Here is a 15,173-nt window from a genome sequence, read left to right as displayed (position 1 = left end):
CTCTCAGTTCACCTTGAAGCGGAACTTCATCGGGTAGATCATTTCGCACGGCGTACCGGCGCACAGCGCCGGCTTGAAGCGCTGGATCATGGTGACCATCGCCAGGTAGCGCGCGAACTCCTGGTGCGGCACGCCAAAGGTGCTGGCGCTGGTCGGCTTGCCCTCCGGGCCCACCGTGACATAGACCAGCGCGTCGCCGCGGTAGTCGTGGAAGCGCCGGTACAGCTTGGCCACGTCGTCAAAGAAAGCGCGCGTGCCCTTGAGCGGGTACGGCGGTTCGTCGCCATCGTCGAGGGCGGGATAGGCGTTGCGGACCAGGCTCTGCTGGGGCGGCGTCAGTTCCTGCCACGACGCATCCATGGGCGCGAAACCGGTGGCGCGGTCGCGCAGCACGTTCGTGCCGGTGCGGGGATGCTCTTCCTTTAGCCCGAAGCGTTCGGCGTCGCCGGAAGATCTCGGCGCCGCGCCGAGGGCGCGTCCGTTGACGAATTCCCCGGCGTAGGTGCGGCCGCCGTTATAGACGATCTTGCCCTGGCCGTGCATCTGGCCGCCGCGCCACTCGCCATCGTAGCTGCCGCCCAGCGCGAACGTCGCCTTGCCGACGCCATGGCGTCGGCCCCCCTGCCACTGGCCTTCGTAGGTCGAGCCGTCTTGCGCAAGATGCGCGCCGAGGCCATGTGGCATGCCGCGCCCGACCCAGCCGAGGTACTTGCCGGCGTCGTAGGTCAGGATCGCTTCGCCCGTGACCTCGCCCTGCACCAGCGTCGCTTCCAGCCGGCGATTGCCCGCGGTTTGCGTGCGCCATTCGAGCACGCCCTTGCCGTCGGCGAAACCATCCTTGCAGCCGCCCGACCACGACACGGCATCGTCGACCGGAGGCGGGTAAAGCGGCGCGATGCGGCAGTCGGCCTTGCCGAGGTCGCCGGCGTTTGCCGAAGCACTCAGTACGAGCAAGGGAAGGAAGAGGGAGCGGGCGAAAGTGGTCATCGGGCCAGTATAAGGCCGAGCGCCTGCCGGTCAATGCAGGCGGCATGAAGCGGCAGCTCAGCCCAGCCGCACGCTCATCGAGACTTCACCGACCGATACGCCGCCGATGCGGTACAGGTCCGGCACTTCGCCGGTTTCGACGAAACCGCTGCGCACGTAGAGCGCGCGCGCCTTGTGGTTCTGCGACAGCACCTCGAGGTCGACCCAGGCAAAGCCCCTGGCGCGGGCCCAGGCCAGCGCTTCCTGCACCAGGCGCGTACCGAGGCCGACGCGGCGCACGTCGTGGCGTACGCCCATGCCGAGCAGGGTGCGGTGGCTGCAGGCCGGTTCCGGGCGGGCGCGCAGGTCGATGTGGCCGGCGATGGCGCCTGCAGCGTCGATTGCGATCCAGACGTGACGCCAGCCCGGTTGGCCGACCGGGGTCGCCATGCCCGTGGCGAAGCGCTCGCGCATCGCCGGCGGCACGCCGTCCAGGGTCGGCGCCAGCGGCTGGAACAGCACGCCCTCGCGGCCGTTCTCGGCCAGCTGGTCACCCAGGTAGGCGAACAGCGCCGGCAGGTCGCTGGTCGTGGCGGGACGGATGAGGATCACAGCGCGCGCGCGATCAGGATCTTCTGGATGTCGCTGGTGCCTTCGTAGATCTGGCACACGCGCACGTCGCGGTAGATGCGCTCGACCGGGAAGTCGGCCACGTAGCCGTAGCCGCCGAACACCTGCATGGCGTTCGAAACCACGCGCTCGGCCATCTCGGAGGCGAACAGCTTGGCCATCGCGGCTTCCTTCAGGCAGGGCAGGCCCGCATCCTTCATCGCGGCCGCATGCAGGATCAGCTGGCGCGCGGCCTCGATCTGCATCGCCATCTCGGCCAGGCGGAACTGCACCGACTGGTGCTCGAAGATCGGCTTGCCGAAGCTCTCGCGTTCCTTGGCATAGGCGAGGGCCGCTTCATGGGCTGCGCGCGCCATGCCGACCGACTGCGAAGCGATGCCGATGCGGCCGCCCTCCAGGCCCGACAGGGCGATCTTGTAGCCCATGCCTTCTTCGCCGATCAGGTTGGCGGCTGGGATGCGACAGTTGTCGAACACGATCTGCGCCGTGTCCGATGAATGCTGGCCCATCTTCTGTTCCAGGCCGGCGACGATGTAGCCGGGTGTGTTCGTCTCCACCCAGAAGGCGCTGATGCCCTTCTTGCCGGCGGCCTTGTCGGTGACGGCCAGGACGATGGCGACGTCGCCGTACTTGCCGCTGGTGATGAACTGCTTGCTGCCGTTGATGACGTAGTGGTCGCCGTCGCGGGTGGCGGTGGTGCGCAGGGCCGAGGCATCGCTGCCGGTATGCGGTTCGGTGAGGGCGAAGGCACCCAGCATCTCCCCTTGCGCCAGCGGGCGCAGGAAGCGTTCCTTCTGCTCTTCGTTCGCGTACATCATGGCGATCGAGCACACCGGGCAGTTGTTGACCGAGATGATGGTCGAGGTGCCGCCGTCGCCGGCCGCGATTTCTTCCAGCACCAGCGCCAGCGACACGTAGTCGAGGCCCGCGCCGCCGTACTGTTCCGGCACCGCGACGCCGAAGACGCCCAGCCCGGCGAGTTCCTTCAGCTCGTCCTTGGGGAAGTAGTGCTCGCGGTCCCAGCGTGCGGCGTTCGGGGCCAGGCGCTCCTGCGCGTAGCTGCGCAGGGCGTCGCGGATCATCTGGTGTTCTTCGCTCAGAATCATGGTGTCTCGTGTTTGTTATGCGCGATGCGTTATAGGGTTACCACGGGATCGGCGTGCCGTCGTGGTCGAGGAAGGCGCCGTTGCTGGACGCGTCCAGCTTCGCCAGGGTGGCGCGCAGGTCGCGCACGCTCTGCTCGGGCGTGAGAGTCGCGCCGGAACCGCCCATGTCGGTTTGCACCCAGCCCGGGTGGAAGGCCACGCAGGTCACGCCTTGCGCGCCGTAGGTGATGGCGGCATCGGCCAGCACCGAATTGAGCGCGGCCTTGCTGGCGCGGTACAGCGTGCCCTCGGTACTGTTGCGCGCGCCGATCGAACCCATTTTGGAAGACAGCACGGCCAGCTTGCCGCGCGTGTTGGCTACCAGCGGGCCGACGATGGGAATCAGGCGCATCGCGGACAGCACGTTGGTGTGCATGACCGTGTCGAACTCGGGACCGGTCGGGAAACTCGAGCCCGAGGGGCCGTAGACGCCGGCCACCAGCCAGGCCACATCGACCTGTTCGTCGTCGAGCCGCCAAGCCAGCGCGGCGATCGAGTCGGCGCTGGTGACGTCGAGCTGGTGCGCAACCGCGCCCATCTGCGACAGTGCGGTGCAATCGTCCTGCTTGCGCGCGGTGGCGATCACGCGCCAGCCCTCGGCGCGGTACTGGCGCACCATCTCGTGGCCGATGCCGCGCGAGGCGCCGAGGATCAAAGCGGTAGGCATGACAGGCTCCTTTAAAAATTGTTGGCTTGGTCGGGTTTCGTAGGGTGGTCGGCTTCGCCGACCGCGCGGTCAACGCAAAGATGCTTGGCCACTCAGTATGCACTGTTTGAACGCGTGGGCGGGAGACCCGCCCACCCTACGACGGCATAACGCCGCCGATCGGCTTAGACCAGTTCGATCGCCATCGCGGTCGCTTCGCCACCGCCGATGCACAGCGAGGCCACGCCGCGCTTGCCGCCGGTGCGCTTCAGCGCGCCCAGCAGGGTGACGATGATACGCGCGCCCGAGGCGCCGATCGGGTGGCCCAGGGCGCAGGCGCCGCCGTGGATGTTGACCTTGCTGTGCGGGATGTCGAGATCGCGCATGGCGGCCATCGGCACTGCGGCGAAGGCTTCGTTGATCTCGAACAGGTCGACGTCGCCTGCCTTCCAGCCGGTCTTCTTGAACAGCTTCTGCATTGCGCCGATCGGAGCGGTGGTGAACAGGTTCGGTTCCTGGGCGTGGGTAGCGTGGCCGAGGACGCGGGCGATCGGGGTCAGGCCGAGTTCCTTGGCTTTCGATTCGCGCATCATCACCAGGGCCGCGGCGCCGTCGTTGATCGACGAGGACGAGGCGGCGGTCACGGTGCCGTCCTTCTTGAAGGCGGGCTTCAGGGACGGGATCTTGTCGACCTTGGCCTTCATCGGGCCTTCATCCTTCTCGACCAGCAGTTCGCCGGTGCGGGTGGCGACCGAGACCGGCGCCACTTCCCAGTTGAACCAGCCTTCGTTGTTGGCGCTTTGCGCGCGCTTGACGGACTCGATCGCGAAGTTGTCCTGCTCTTCGCGCGAGAACTGGTAGGTGGCCACGCACTCTTCGGCGAAGGTGCCCATCGAGCGGCCTTCGCCGGTCTTCTCGTTGCGCGAGTAGGCGTCTTCCAGGCCGTCGAGCATCATGTGGTCGAACATCGGCGCATGGCCGATGCGGTAGCCGCCGCGCGCCTTCGGAATCAGGTAGGGCGCGTTGGTCATCGATTCCATGCCGCCTGCGACGACGATGTCGGCGCTGCCGGCCACCAGCTGGTCATGCGCGAAGATCGCGGCCTGCATGGCCGAGCCGCACATCTTCGACAGGGTCACGGCGCCGGTCGACAGCGGCAGGCCGGCCTTGATCAGCGCCTGGCGCGCCGGGGCCTGGCCCTGGCCGGCCATCAGGCAGTTGCCGAAGTAGACGTGCTCGACGCTGTTGGCGTCGACGCCGGCGCGCTCCACCGCGGCCTTGATCGCCACCGCGCCGAGGTCGCTCGCCGACTTCGACGAAAAATCGCCCTGGAAGGCGCCCATCGGGGTACGGGCGGCGCCAACGATAACGACTGGATCATTCATTGTTCAGGTTCTCCAAAGTAGAGGGATGTGCGTGGTGGCAGAAGCGAATCTGCTGGGGGTAGGGGAACACGTCGTCGACGACGCCTTCCAGAATGCGGTCCTTGTGGGATTGCCAATACGCGCGGGTCAACAGCTCCGCGTGGTGTTTCATAAAGTAGTGCCGGATCGTTCGATTTCCAAGTAGGAAACGGCCGAACTGTTCCGGAAAAACGTCGTGCCTGCCGATTGGGTACCAGGGTTCCGAAGCCATCTCGTCCTCTTCGTTGCGCGCTTCCGGAATGTCGCGGAACTGGCAGTCGGTGAGGTATTCGATCTCGTCGTAATCATAGAACACGACGCGGCCGTGGCGGGTGACGCCAAAATTCTTGTACAGCATGTCGCCCGGGAAGATGTTGGCCGCGACCAGGTCCTTGATCGCATTGCCATATTCGATCACGCCGTGCTCGATGCGTTCCTCGTCGCCCGCGGCTTGGGCGTCCGCCAGGTAGATATTCAGCGGCACCATGCGGCGCTCGATGTAGAGGTGGCGCACGATGATGCGCTCGCCTTCGATCTCGACCAGGGAAGGAGCAAATTCCTTCAGCTCGGCCAGCAGCTCTTCCGAGAAGCGCGCCAGCGGGAAGGCAACGTCAGAATACTCGAGCGTATCGGCCATGCGCCCGACGCGGTCGTGGTGCTTCACCAGCAGGTATTTTTCCTTGACCTGGGCGCGGGTGGTGTCCTTGGGCGGCGGATAGAAATCCTTGATCACCTTGAACACATAGGGGAAGGAAGGCAGCTCGAACACCAGCATCACCAGGCCGCGGATGCCGGGCGCGATGCGGAACAGGTCGGAACTATGCTTCAGGTGCTGCAGGAAGTCGCGGTAGAACAGGGTCTTGCCCTGCTTCTGCAGACCCAGCACCGTGTAGATCTCGCTGCGCGGCTTGCGCGGCATCAGGCTGCGCAGGAACTGCACATAGGCGGATGGCACTTCCATGTCCACCAAAAAGTAGGCGCGCGTGAAGCTGAACAGTAAGGTGATGTGGTACACCTCAGTCAGCACCGTGTCCAATGCCAGCTTGCCGGTGCCGTCGTGCAGCACCGGGATCACGAAGGGGTAGTCGCGCGGGCCGTTGATGGCGCGGCCCACGATGTAGGCGCCCTTGTTGCGGAAGAAGGGGCTGGACAGCACTTGCAGCTGCAGGTTCGGTTCCGCACGCTGTAAACCGAAGGCCTCGCTCAGTCGCGCCTCGACCAGCGCCACGTCGCGATCGAGGTCGGCGAAGGGCAGGGCGAACTGGAAGTTGGTCACCACCCGGCGCAGGGCAGGGCGCAGGCCGTCGGCGGCCGGGTAATAGACGCGGTAGGTCGGCGCCGGTTCCTCGGTCTCGATGTACTCGGTGGAGATCACCGGGCGCACGAAGATGTAATCGTTATGGTAGTAGCTGCGGTGCAGGATGATGCAGCTGACCGAGTTGAAGAAGGTCTCGGCCAGTTCCGGCTGCTTGTGGCCCGCTAGCTGCCCAATGTAATGCAGCTTGGTTTCGCGCCAGACGCGGTCCGTGAGTTCTTCCGGGTCGTACTCGTCCTGCAGCACGTGGACGCATTCCTGCACCCGCTTGTCGTAGTAATCGATGCGCTCGCGCGCCGCGGCCTGCGCGGTGGCCCAGTCGGCGCCCTCGAAATGGCGCCGCGCTTCCTGGCTGGCCTGGCGGAACAGGCGGTAGTGCTTGTCGAAGCCGTCCAGGATGGTGCGCGCGATGTCGAATGCGATCTGGGAAGACAGCAGTTTGGGGAACGCTCCCTGGGTCATCGTTCGTCTCGCGCGCTATGTAGGATGGGCGGCTTCACCGCCCATTCACCGTGCTTACATCGTTTCGCCGAACAGCTCGCGGCCGATCAGCATGCGGCGGATCTCGCTGGTGCCCGCGCCGATTTCGTACAGCTTGGCGTCGCGCCACAGGCGGCCGACCGGGTATTCGTTGATGTAGCCGTTGCCGCCCAGGGTCTGGATCGCTTCGCCGGCCATCCAGGTCGCCTTTTCGGCGCTGTACAGGATGGCGCCGGCGGCGTCCTTGCGCAGCGCGCGCACCTGTTCCGGGCTGGTGGCGCGGTCGCAAGCCTGGCCGACGGCGTAGACGTAGGCGCGGCAAGCCATCATGGTCGAGTACATGTCGGCGATCTTGCCCTGCATGAGCTGGAACTCGCCGATCGCCTGGCCGAACTGCTTGCGCTCGTGGATGTAGGGGACGACCACGTCCATGCAGGCCGACATGATGCCCAGCGGACCGCCGGACAGCACGGTGCGTTCGAAGTCCAGGCCAGACATCAGCACGTTCACGCCTTTGCCGACGCCGCCCAGCACGTTCTCGACCGGCACTTCGCAATCCTGGAACACCAGCTCGCCCGTGTGCGAGCCGCGCATGCCCAGCTTGTCGAGCTTCTGGGCGATCGAGAAGCCCTTAAAACCTTTTTCGATCAGGAAGGCGGTCATGCCGCGCGGGCCGGCTTCCAGGTCGGTCTTGGCGTACACCACCAGGGTGTCGGCGTCCGGGCCGTTGGTGATCCACATCTTGGTGCCGTTCAGGACGTAGCGGTCGCCCTTCAGCTCGGCCTTGAGCTTCATGCTGACGACGTCGGAGCCGGCGTTCGGCTCGGACATGGCCAGCGCGCCCACGTGCTCGCCCGAGATCAGCTTCGGCAGGTACTTGCGCTTCTGCTCTTCGCTGCCGTTGCGCTTGATCTGGTTGACGCACAGGTTCGAGTGGGCGCCGTAGGACAGGCCGACCGAGGCCGAGGCGCGCGAGATTTCTTCCATGGCGACGATGTGCGCCAGGTAGCCCATGTTGGCGCCGCCGTATTCCTCGCCGACGGTGATGCCCAGCAGGCCCAGTTCTCCCATCTTCTTCCACAGGTCCATCGGGAACTGGTCGCTGCGGTCGATCTCCGCGGCGCGCGGTGCGATTTCAGCTGCCGCGAACTGTTGTACGGCTTCGCGCAGCGCGGCGATGTCTTCGCCATGGTCAAAGGTCAGGCCTGGGAGATGCAGCATGTCGTCCTCACGGTGAACGGTGGTTGAGCAGAATAGGGTGCATGATACTCGCCTCTTACGTTAACGTAAACGTCAACTAAGGGGCGAAAAAACCGGGCGTCAGCCCCATGACACCAGTCAGGCGGCGTCCTTGCGTTCGGTGCTTTCCGCCAGCAGGCGCCGGCATTCTTCTTCGTGCGCGGAGATTTCTTCCAGCGCCATCTCGATGTCGGCGCGCTGCTGTTCCAGGGTCACGCGCTGGTGGGCCAGCACGCCCAGGAAGCGTTCGATCTGGGCCGCGGTATCGCGCGGCGACTCGTACATGTCGACGATGCTCTTGATTTCCGACAGGGTCAGGCCGAGGCGCTTGCCGCGCAGGGTCAGCTTGAGCCGGGTACGGTCGCGCGGTGTGTAGACGCGGTTGCGGCCGCCCACGCCTTCGCGCTTGGGGCTGAGCAGTCCCTGGTCTTCATAGAAACGGATGGCGCGGGCGGTGATGTCGAATTCGCGGGCCAGTTCGGCGATGGTGTAGGTGACCATGGAAGCTACGGGTAAAAAAGCCTGGGCAAAGGAAGCAAAACGCGACATCGCTTACAATCGATGCCTGCGCATTTCCGTTTACGTTAACGTTAACGGCATTGTAGCGCGACCGCTTGCCGACGAATACGAAAGTTTTCCATGAACCCGCTCGAAGCCCAGCTGCACTATCCATTTGGCGACACCATCCCGGCGCCGGGTATGGTCCATGAGCTGGCGCCGGGCCTGCTGTGGATCCGCATGCCGCTGCCCTTTGCGCTCGACCACATCAACCTGTGGCTGCTGAAGGACGAGGTCGAAGGACGGACGGGCTGGAGCGTGATCGACTGCGGCGCCGGTACCGAGGCCACCCGCGCCGCCTGGGAGCAGGTGCTGGCAGAGGGCCTGCAGGGCGCGCCTCTGCTGCGCGTGTTCGCCACCCATTGCCATCCGGACCACGTCGGGCTGTCGGGCTGGCTCAGCGATCGCTTCGAAGCCCCGTTCTGGACCACCGCGGGTGAATTCGCCTTTGCGCGCATGATGGCGGCGGCGCTGCCGGGCGTGGACGGCCCCTCGGCCATTCCGCACTTCGAGCGCCATGGCCTAGTCGATCCGGCCATGCTCGACCAGATGCGCAGCCGCAAGAATTACTATCCGTCGCTGGTGCCGGCCGTGCCGGAAGCCTATACCCGCCTGCAGGATGGCGACACTGTCCAGGTCGGTAATATCGGCTGGCGCGTGATCACCGGTTTCGGTCATTCGCCCGAACACGCATCTTTATACTCGGAAGAACTGAAGGTCCTGATGTCGGGCGATATGGTGCTGCCGCGCATCTCGACCAATGTCTCGGTGTTCGCGGTCGAGCCGGAAGGAAATCCGCTCGCGCTCTACCTCGACTCGCTGAAAAAGTTCACAAACTTGCCTGAAGACACTCTTGTTCTCCCATCGCACGGTAAACCCTTCCGCGGGCTGCATACCCGCATTGCGCAGCTGCATGATCACCACGCAGCGCGCCTGGCCGAGGTCCTTGCCGCCTGCGTCGAACCGCGCTCCGCGGTCGACATCGTCCCCCTGATGTTCCGCCGCCAACTGGACGCCCACCAGCTCAGTTTCGCTCTGGGCGAGGCCCTGGCCCACCTGCACAAGCTGTGGCGCGACGGCATGCTGCGCCGCAGCCGTGGCAGCGACGGCATCATCCGCTTCCAGCTCGCCTGAAGGTTCCTGCACGCGTAGCCATGTTTATTGGCCACGCATAATTGTTGCATTCAATCGTGCAGCAATGTCATACTTTTTCCGATAGGATATATTTTCATCTCCCAAATGGGGTATGGCGCATCGTTTTCGAATTTGTAAAACATGCAAATTCTATTAGATAATCACATCTTTGTTACTTTTTTCAGGGTATGATTGTCCGTTGAGGCTTCTCTGCAGTAAGAAGCCGCCCACATGAATCGATAGCATCACAATGAATTCAACCAATGAACGGGAGAGCTTCAGTGAGCGCCTGCAACAGGCGCTGAAGAATGCCCACTACTCGCCCGATAGCCCGACCCGCCTCGCCAGGGAATTCAACATCCGTTTCGAAGGCCGCCCGATCACCGTCCATGCCGCGCGCAAGTGGCTGGTAGGTGAAGCCATCCCGACCCAGGAAAAGCTGCGCATGATCGCGCAGTGGCTGGGCGTGCCCGCCGACTGGCTGCGTTTCGGCGGCGCCGAGAACGCGGCCGCCGGCGCCGAGGCGAATGGCGGCGGCGCCCGTTTCGAGTCAGCCGACGTGAAGTTGATTGCAGATTTGCAACGCCTGGATGAGCATCATCGCCAGCTGGCACGCGAGTTCATCCGCATGCTGGTGCGCATGAATCACCAGAAACCAGAGCAAAAATAGTTTCGCATTTGCATTTTTCGTGACCTCCGGAACGCACAAATGGCCGGAGCTGGTTCATAATCAACTTGTGGCGAGCGGATCCGCCGCCACACGGTCACGTCAAGGAGCAGCTGCCGTATGCGAAACAACTACGCCAACACCGCCCAGCTCAAGGAACTGATGACCGCACCGCCGATGACGGCGGCGCGCCATGCTGAAGTGATGCGACAACGCAACGCCAAGCGGCGGATGATTGAGGAAGCGCGCGAGGCGAAGAAGGCCGACGACCCCTTCGACGGCGATAAGCGCTAGTTTAAGCCGACTGAGCCGGACTCAGGTGTCCGGCGTAGTTTTCATGCCGCCCCATCTCGGGGCGTTGGCATTGTCGAGCCCGAGCAGGTCGACCGCGCGGTCGACCGTGTGCTCGACCATCTCGTCGATCGTCGCCGGACGATGATAAAAGCTCGGCAGGGGCGGGAACACGATGCCGCCCATTTCCGTCACGGCCGTCATATTGCGCAGGTGCGCCAGGTTGAACGGCGTTTCGCGCACCATCAGCACCAGCCTGCGCCTTTCCTTCAGCATCACATCCGCCGCGCGCGTGACGAGGTTGTCCGACAGCCCGTGGGCGACGGCCGCCAGCGTTTTCATCGAACAGGGAGCGATGATCATGCCGTCGGTCTGGAACGAACCGCTGGCGATCGAGGCGCCGATGTCGCGGTTGCGGTGGACGACGTCGGCCAGCGCTTCGGCGTCGCGCCGCTGCAGGCCGAGTTCCTGGTGCAGGGTGAGGGAGGCGGCGTCGGAAATGACCAGGTGGGTCTCGACGCCGGGAGTCGCGTGCAGGCGCCGCAGCAGCTGCACGCCATAGACCGCGCCGGTCGCGCCGGTGATGGCGACGACGATTCGACGCGGACGCCCGGCCATTACTGGCCGTTCTTCAGCAGGGTCTGCAGTTCGCCCGATTCGTACATCTCGTTCATGATGTCCGAGCCGCCGATGAATTCGCCGCGCACGTACAGCTGCGGGATGGTCGGCCAGTTCGAGTAATCCTTGATGCCCTGGCGGACTTCGGCGTCTTCCAGCACGTTGACGGTGGCGATGTTGTCGACGCCGCAGGCTTTCAGGATCTGGATGGCGCGGCCCGAGAAGCCGCATTGCGGGAACTGGGCGGTTCCTTTCATGAACAGCACGACCGGGGTGTTGGTCACGGTGTCTTTGATCCAGGTTTGAACGTCGCTCATGTGTTTGCCTTCGGTGAGAATGGATAAGATGCCGACATTTTATAAGAATTCGGCAGGGCAGGTTCGCTTCCCTTCGGACTGTGACAATCGACGCATTTTTGCCAACAAATCCTCGTTATGATGGTTCCGTGCCACTCGAACGGGAGTCATCATGACCGCTTACCGAGGCTTCGCCTCCATGCCTTCCCCCCTGTTGTGGATCATGGCCGCGTTTTTCGTGATTCCCGGCCTGTACGACGTCATCACGGGGATGTTCCACGATACGCTGGAAGACATCCTGCTGAACGTCACCCAGCTGCTGGCCGGCGCCTTCCTGCTGTACTGCGCCGTGCAGGCCTGGCGCGACCGCCGTAGCGAGCTGGCGTCGAACCGCACGACCATGGTCGGCTACGCCTGCTTCGGGCTGTTCTGCCTGTGCTTCATGCTGAAGGCAGGGGCGACCGCGGTGCGCGTCTTCGCCTGAGCGCTGCATCAGCCACATACGCTTCCTCGCCCCCAATGGGCCGGACTGGTATGATCGCGCGGATCAACCTCGTCCCCGCACATCCATGGAACAAAAACCGACTCCCCGCACGCCCTCGGCCAACGCCAATTTCGTCATCGCGGCCCTGCTCGGGGTGCCCGGCCTGATCAACCTGGTCGAGGGCCTCCTTGGCCACGGCATCGGCCGGCTCATCTGCGGCATCGCCGCTCTCGCTTATGGACTGTTGCTGGCGCGCGACGGATTCGCGATCAAGAAAACGGGCCGTCCAGCCATGCCGCAATCGCGCATGCTGGTGCTCGGCTTCGTCTTCCTCAGTATCTATATGGTGGGGCTCTACCTCAAGCACGCTGGCTGAGGAGGGAACGGCCGAGGCAGACGGAGACTTCGCTGCCCAGGTATTTGCCCCAGGCCGGTGCGTCCGCATAGCCATGGCGCCGATAGAAGTCCACGGCACGTGCGTTGATGCGGCGCGTGGACAGCCGGATTTCGCGATATCCCAGCTTGCGGGCTCCTTCCTCGAGCGCCGCCAGCAAGGGTGCGCCGGCGCCGCTGCCCGGACGCGCATACATGCGTTTGAGTTCCGCCACGCCCGGCAGCAGCGGACGCAGCGCGCCGCAACCGAGCGGCTGGCCTTGCCCGTCGCGGGCAATCATGAACACCGCCTGCGGGCCGCGTACATCCTCGGGGTCGAAGGACGAGGCGCCGCTGTCGCCTGTGATCGCCCCCAGGGCCGCGTCGAGTTCCGCGATCAAGGCCCGCGCGTCCGGGCTGGCCGGGTCGGCAGGCGCGATGTTCACTTCTTCATTTTGGCAAAAGCGGCCGCCATCGCGCCGCCGGCACTCGGCGCCGGACGTTCCTGGCGCTGGTGCTGGGCCAGGCGCTTGCTGTCATTGCGGTCGCCGCGCTGTTCCGGACGCGCGCCGGGCTGCGGCGCACTGTCCGACAGGCGCATGGTCAGCGCGATACGCTTGCGCTTGGCGTCCACTTCCAGCACTTTCACCTTCACCACCTGGCCGGCCTTGACCACGGTGTGCGGATCCTTCACGAAGGTGTTCGACAGCGCCGAGATGTGCACCAGGCCATCCTGGTGCACGCCGATGTCGACAAAGGCCCCGAAGGCGGCGACGTTGGTCACCACGCCTTCCAGGATCATGTCCGGGCGCAGGTCCGAGATCTCTTCCACGCCTTCTTTAAACGTCGCGGTGGTGAACTCCGGACGCGGGTCGCGCCCTGGCTTTTCCAGTTCCTTCAAGATGTCGCTCACGGTCGGCACGCCGAATTTTTCATCAGCATACTTCGCCGGGTTCAGCGATTTGATGAGGGCACTGTCGCCGATCACCGCCTTCATGTCGCGCTTGATATCAAGCAGGATGCGCTCGACCACCGGATAGGATTCCGGGTGCACCGCCGACGCGTCGAGCGGGTTCTCGCCGTTCATCACGCGGAGAAAACCCGCGGCCTGTTCGAAGGTCTTGTCGCCCAGGCGCGGCACGCTTCTCAAGGCCGCGCGCGAGGTGAAGGCGCCCTTCATGTCGCGGTAGGACACGATGCTCTGCGCCACGCTGCTCGACAGGCCGGAGACGCGCGCCAGCAGCGCGCTTGATGCGGTGTTCACGTCCACGCCCACCGCGTTCACGCAGTCCTCGACCACGGCGTCGAGCGAGCGCGCGAGCTGGGTCTGCGACACGTCGTGCTGGTACTGGCCGACGCCGATGCTCTTCGGGTCGATCTTGACCAGTTCCGCCAGCGGGTCCTGCAGGCGGCGCGCGATCGATACCGCGCCGCGCAGCGAGACGTCGAGCTCCGGCAGTTCGCGCGATGCGAATTCCGAGGCCGAGTAGACCGAGGCGCCGGCTTCCGACACGACGATCTTGGTCAGCTTGAGCTCGGGACGCTGTTTGATGAGATCCTGGGCCAGCTTGTCGGTCTCGCGCGAGGCGGTGCCGTTACCGATCGAGATCAGGGACACCTTGTGCTTCGCCGCCAGCTGGCCGAGCACGTGCAGGGCGCCGTCCCAGTCGTTGCGCGGCTGGTGCGGGTAGACCGTGGCGGTATCGACCACCTTGCCGGTCGGGTCCACCACCGCCACCTTCACGCCGGTGCGCAGGCCAGGGTCCAGGCCCATGGTGGCGCGCGGGCCGGCCGGTGCGGCCAGCAGCAGCGCCTTCAAATTACGGGCAAATACCCCGATCGCATCGAGTTCGGCCTTTTCGCGCAGCAGACCCATCAGCTCGGTCTCGATGTACATGAAGCTCTTCACGCGCCAGGTCCAGCGTGCGGTGTCGAGCAGCCACTTGTCGGCCGGACGGCCGGCCGCCTTGATGCCGAAGGCGGCGCAGATGCGGCTCTCGCAGGGGTTGTGCGGGGCGTCCCACTTCGGTTTTTCCGGTTCCGAATCGAGGCGCAGGGTCACGTCCAGCACGCCCTCGCGGCGCCCGCGCATCAATGCCAGCGCGCGGTGCGAGGGGATGGTGGACAAGGTCTCGGAATAGTCGAAGTAATCGGCGAACTTCTCGCCTTCGTCCTCTTTTCCGGCCACGACCTTCGATTCGACCACGCCGTGCTCCTGCACATATTCGCGCAGCGACTGCAGCAGGGCCGCGTCTTCGGCGAAGCGCTCCATCAGGATCTGGCGCGCGCCGTCGAGGGCCGCTTTGGCGTCAAGCACGCCCGGGTTGGCGCCGCCGTCCGCATTGGTGAAGGCTTCACGCAGGTAGCCTGCGGCCGCCTCGTCCGGGTTCAGGTTCGGGTCGCCGAGCAGGGCGTCGGCCAGCGGCGCCAGGCCCGCTTCGATCGCGATCTGCGCCTTGGTGCGGCGCTTCTGCTTGTAGGGCAGGTACAGGTCCTCGAGGCGGGTCTTGTCTTCGGCCAGCGCGATCGACGCCAGCAGCTCCGGCGTCATCTTGTTCTGTTCCGTGATCGACGCGATGATCGCAGCGCGCCGGTCTTCGAGTTCGCGCAGGTAGCGCAGGCGCTCTTCCAGCAGGCGCAGCTGGGTGTCGTCGAGGCCACCGGTGGCTTCCTTGCGGTAGCGCGCGATGAAGGGGACGGTGGCGCCTTCGTCGAGCAGGGCGACGGCGGCTGCTACCTGGGCGGGTTTGGCGGACAGTTCGAGGGCGAGGCGTTGTTCGATGGAGGGCAGCATGGTGCGTGAACCTGGCGATTCAAAAAAGGTCAAGCGAACAATGATACGCAAACGCGGTGGATACACCAGTCTTGACAGCCGCGCGCGAACATGCGAGAACAGACGGCTGTGCGCACGACATGAAGTGAAGATGCG

Annotated in this window: 17 protein-coding genes; 5 read left to right on the top strand and 12 right to left on the bottom strand. The window is 64.8% G+C overall.

What is annotated here, in order from left to right; genetic code table 11:
- Positions 1 to 3: 3 nt before the first annotated feature.
- From LK542_RS04240 to LK542_RS04205, 8 genes are all read right to left on the bottom strand, one after another.
- A complete protein-coding gene (locus LK542_RS04240; RefSeq protein WP_227810936.1) occupies positions 4 to 987 on the bottom strand; it encodes a hypothetical protein in 984 nt (327 codons plus the stop codon).
- A 57-nt stretch (positions 988 to 1,044) separates the two neighbouring features.
- Entirely contained in the window at positions 1,045 to 1,578 is a 534-nt protein-coding gene (locus LK542_RS04235) for a GNAT family N-acetyltransferase (protein WP_227810935.1), read from the bottom strand.
- Positions 1,575 to 2,702: an acyl-CoA dehydrogenase family protein gene (locus LK542_RS04230; RefSeq protein WP_227810934.1), complete on the bottom strand. Its 1,128-nt coding sequence runs from the start codon at positions 2,700 to 2,702 to the stop codon at positions 1,575 to 1,577. The genes LK542_RS04235 and LK542_RS04230 overlap by 4 nt, the downstream gene beginning before the upstream one ends.
- Before the next feature lie 37 nt (positions 2,703 to 2,739).
- The gene (locus tag LK542_RS04225; protein ID WP_227801318.1) at positions 2,740 to 3,408 is read right to left on the bottom strand and encodes an SDR family oxidoreductase; all 669 of its coding nucleotides are present in this window, start codon (positions 3,406 to 3,408) and stop codon (positions 2,740 to 2,742) included.
- A 164-nt stretch (positions 3,409 to 3,572) separates the two neighbouring features.
- The gene (locus LK542_RS04220; protein ID WP_227810933.1) at positions 3,573 to 4,772 is read right to left on the bottom strand and encodes an acetyl-CoA C-acyltransferase; all 1,200 of its coding nucleotides are present in this window, start codon (positions 4,770 to 4,772) and stop codon (positions 3,573 to 3,575) included.
- On the bottom strand, positions 4,765 to 6,567 hold the full coding sequence (gene aceK / locus LK542_RS04215; protein WP_227810932.1) for a bifunctional isocitrate dehydrogenase kinase/phosphatase: 1,803 nt from the start codon (positions 6,565 to 6,567) through the stop codon (positions 4,765 to 4,767). The genes LK542_RS04220 and aceK overlap by 8 nt, the downstream gene beginning before the upstream one ends.
- A 54-nt stretch (positions 6,568 to 6,621) precedes the next feature.
- Positions 6,622 to 7,806, bottom strand: a complete 1,185-nt coding sequence (locus LK542_RS04210) for an isovaleryl-CoA dehydrogenase (RefSeq protein WP_227801315.1) — start codon at positions 7,804 to 7,806, stop codon at positions 6,622 to 6,624.
- Positions 7,807 to 7,923: 117 nt separating this feature from the next.
- Positions 7,924 to 8,325 carry a MerR family DNA-binding transcriptional regulator gene (locus LK542_RS04205; RefSeq protein ID WP_227810931.1) on the bottom strand — a complete coding sequence of 134 codons (402 nt, stop codon included), beginning with the start codon at positions 8,323 to 8,325 and terminating at the stop codon, positions 7,924 to 7,926.
- A 138-nt stretch (positions 8,326 to 8,463) separates the two neighbouring features.
- On the opposite strand from LK542_RS04205, the gene LK542_RS04200 reads away from it, so the two are divergent.
- The 3 genes from LK542_RS04200 (at position 8,464) to LK542_RS04190 (ending at position 10,477) form a co-directional block, all read left to right on the top strand.
- Entirely contained in the window at positions 8,464 to 9,516 is a 1,053-nt protein-coding gene (locus LK542_RS04200; protein ID WP_227810930.1) for an MBL fold metallo-hydrolase, read from the top strand.
- A gap of 250 nt (positions 9,517 to 9,766) precedes the next feature.
- Entirely contained in the window at positions 9,767 to 10,186 is a 420-nt protein-coding gene (locus LK542_RS04195; RefSeq protein ID WP_159699706.1) for a hypothetical protein, read from the top strand.
- Between the two features lie 117 nt (positions 10,187 to 10,303).
- Positions 10,304 to 10,477 (top strand): hypothetical protein, encoded by a 174-nt coding sequence (locus tag LK542_RS04190; protein ID WP_201303300.1) that lies wholly within the window; start codon positions 10,304 to 10,306, stop codon positions 10,475 to 10,477.
- 21 nt (positions 10,478 to 10,498) lie between these two features.
- Here LK542_RS04190 and LK542_RS04185 read toward each other — a convergent pair whose 3' ends face one another.
- Together LK542_RS04185 and grxD are read right to left on the bottom strand one after the other, a co-directional pair.
- Positions 10,499 to 11,092, bottom strand: coding sequence for a UbiX family flavin prenyltransferase (locus LK542_RS04185; protein WP_227810929.1), 594 nt, complete (start codon positions 11,090 to 11,092; stop codon positions 10,499 to 10,501).
- Positions 11,092 to 11,409 (bottom strand): Grx4 family monothiol glutaredoxin, encoded by a 318-nt coding sequence (gene grxD, locus LK542_RS04180; protein ID WP_227810928.1) that lies wholly within the window; start codon positions 11,407 to 11,409, stop codon positions 11,092 to 11,094. The genes LK542_RS04185 and grxD overlap by 1 nt, the downstream gene beginning before the upstream one ends.
- Positions 11,410 to 11,560: 151 nt before the next feature.
- Between grxD and LK542_RS04175 the strand changes: the two genes are divergently transcribed.
- Complete coding sequence (locus LK542_RS04175; RefSeq protein WP_227801310.1) at positions 11,561 to 11,872, top strand: hypothetical protein; 312 nt, start codon at positions 11,561 to 11,563, stop codon at positions 11,870 to 11,872.
- Between the two features lie 85 nt (positions 11,873 to 11,957).
- Entirely contained in the window at positions 11,958 to 12,248 is a 291-nt protein-coding gene (locus LK542_RS04170) for a hypothetical protein (RefSeq protein WP_227801309.1), read from the top strand.
- Here LK542_RS04170 and LK542_RS04165 read toward each other — a convergent pair.
- Positions 12,232 to 12,690, bottom strand: coding sequence for a GNAT family N-acetyltransferase (locus tag LK542_RS04165; RefSeq protein ID WP_227810927.1), 459 nt, complete (start codon positions 12,688 to 12,690; stop codon positions 12,232 to 12,234). The two genes, LK542_RS04170 and LK542_RS04165, sit on opposite strands and share 17 nt — an antisense overlap.
- Positions 12,687 to 15,038, bottom strand: coding sequence for a Tex family protein (locus LK542_RS04160; RefSeq protein ID WP_227810926.1), 2,352 nt, complete (start codon positions 15,036 to 15,038; stop codon positions 12,687 to 12,689). Before LK542_RS04160 ends, LK542_RS04165 begins: the two co-directional genes overlap by 4 nt.
- Between the last annotated feature and the right edge of the window lie 135 nt (positions 15,039 to 15,173).

The sequence above is a fragment of the Massilia sp. IC2-477 genome (assembly GCF_020707265.1).
Classification (GTDB): domain Bacteria; phylum Pseudomonadota; class Gammaproteobacteria; order Burkholderiales; family Burkholderiaceae_D; genus Telluria.
Note: the sequence above shows the minus strand (reverse complement) of the source record. Positions and strands in the feature narration are given on the sequence as shown.

Bases quoted from the DNA above. Each gene is read 5' to 3' on its own strand.
- LK542_RS04240 (WP_227810936.1), bottom strand. From the start codon at position 987: ATGACCACTTTCGCCCGCTCCCTCTTCCTTCCCTTGCTCGTACTGAGT.
- LK542_RS04230 (WP_227810934.1), bottom strand. From the start codon at position 2,702: ATGATTCTGAGCGAAGAACACCAGATGATCCGCGACGCCCTGCGCAGC.
- LK542_RS04225 (WP_227801318.1), bottom strand. From the start codon at position 3,408: ATGCCTACCGCTTTGATCCTCGGCGCCTCGCGCGGCATCGGCCACGAG.
- LK542_RS04220 (WP_227810933.1), bottom strand. From the start codon at position 4,772: ATGAATGATCCAGTCGTTATCGTTGGCGCCGCCCGTACCCCGATGGGC.
- aceK (WP_227810932.1), bottom strand. From the start codon at position 6,567: ATGACCCAGGGAGCGTTCCCCAAACTGCTGTCTTCCCAGATCGCATTC.
- LK542_RS04210 (WP_227801315.1), bottom strand. From the start codon at position 7,806: ATGCTGCATCTCCCAGGCCTGACCTTTGACCATGGCGAAGACATCGCC.
- LK542_RS04205 (WP_227810931.1), bottom strand. From the start codon at position 8,325: ATGGTCACCTACACCATCGCCGAACTGGCCCGCGAATTCGACATCACC.
- LK542_RS04200 (WP_227810930.1), top strand. From the start codon at position 8,464: ATGAACCCGCTCGAAGCCCAGCTGCACTATCCATTTGGCGACACCATC.
- LK542_RS04195 (WP_159699706.1), top strand. From the start codon at position 9,767: ATGAATTCAACCAATGAACGGGAGAGCTTCAGTGAGCGCCTGCAACAG.
- LK542_RS04190 (WP_201303300.1), top strand. From the start codon at position 10,304: ATGCGAAACAACTACGCCAACACCGCCCAGCTCAAGGAACTGATGACC.
- LK542_RS04185 (WP_227810929.1), bottom strand. From the start codon at position 11,092: ATGGCCGGGCGTCCGCGTCGAATCGTCGTCGCCATCACCGGCGCGACC.
- grxD (WP_227810928.1), bottom strand. From the start codon at position 11,409: ATGAGCGACGTTCAAACCTGGATCAAAGACACCGTGACCAACACCCCG.
- LK542_RS04175 (WP_227801310.1), top strand. From the start codon at position 11,561: ATGACCGCTTACCGAGGCTTCGCCTCCATGCCTTCCCCCCTGTTGTGG.
- LK542_RS04170 (WP_227801309.1), top strand. From the start codon at position 11,958: ATGGAACAAAAACCGACTCCCCGCACGCCCTCGGCCAACGCCAATTTC.
- LK542_RS04160 (WP_227810926.1), bottom strand. From the start codon at position 15,038: ATGCTGCCCTCCATCGAACAACGCCTCGCCCTCGAACTGTCCGCCAAA.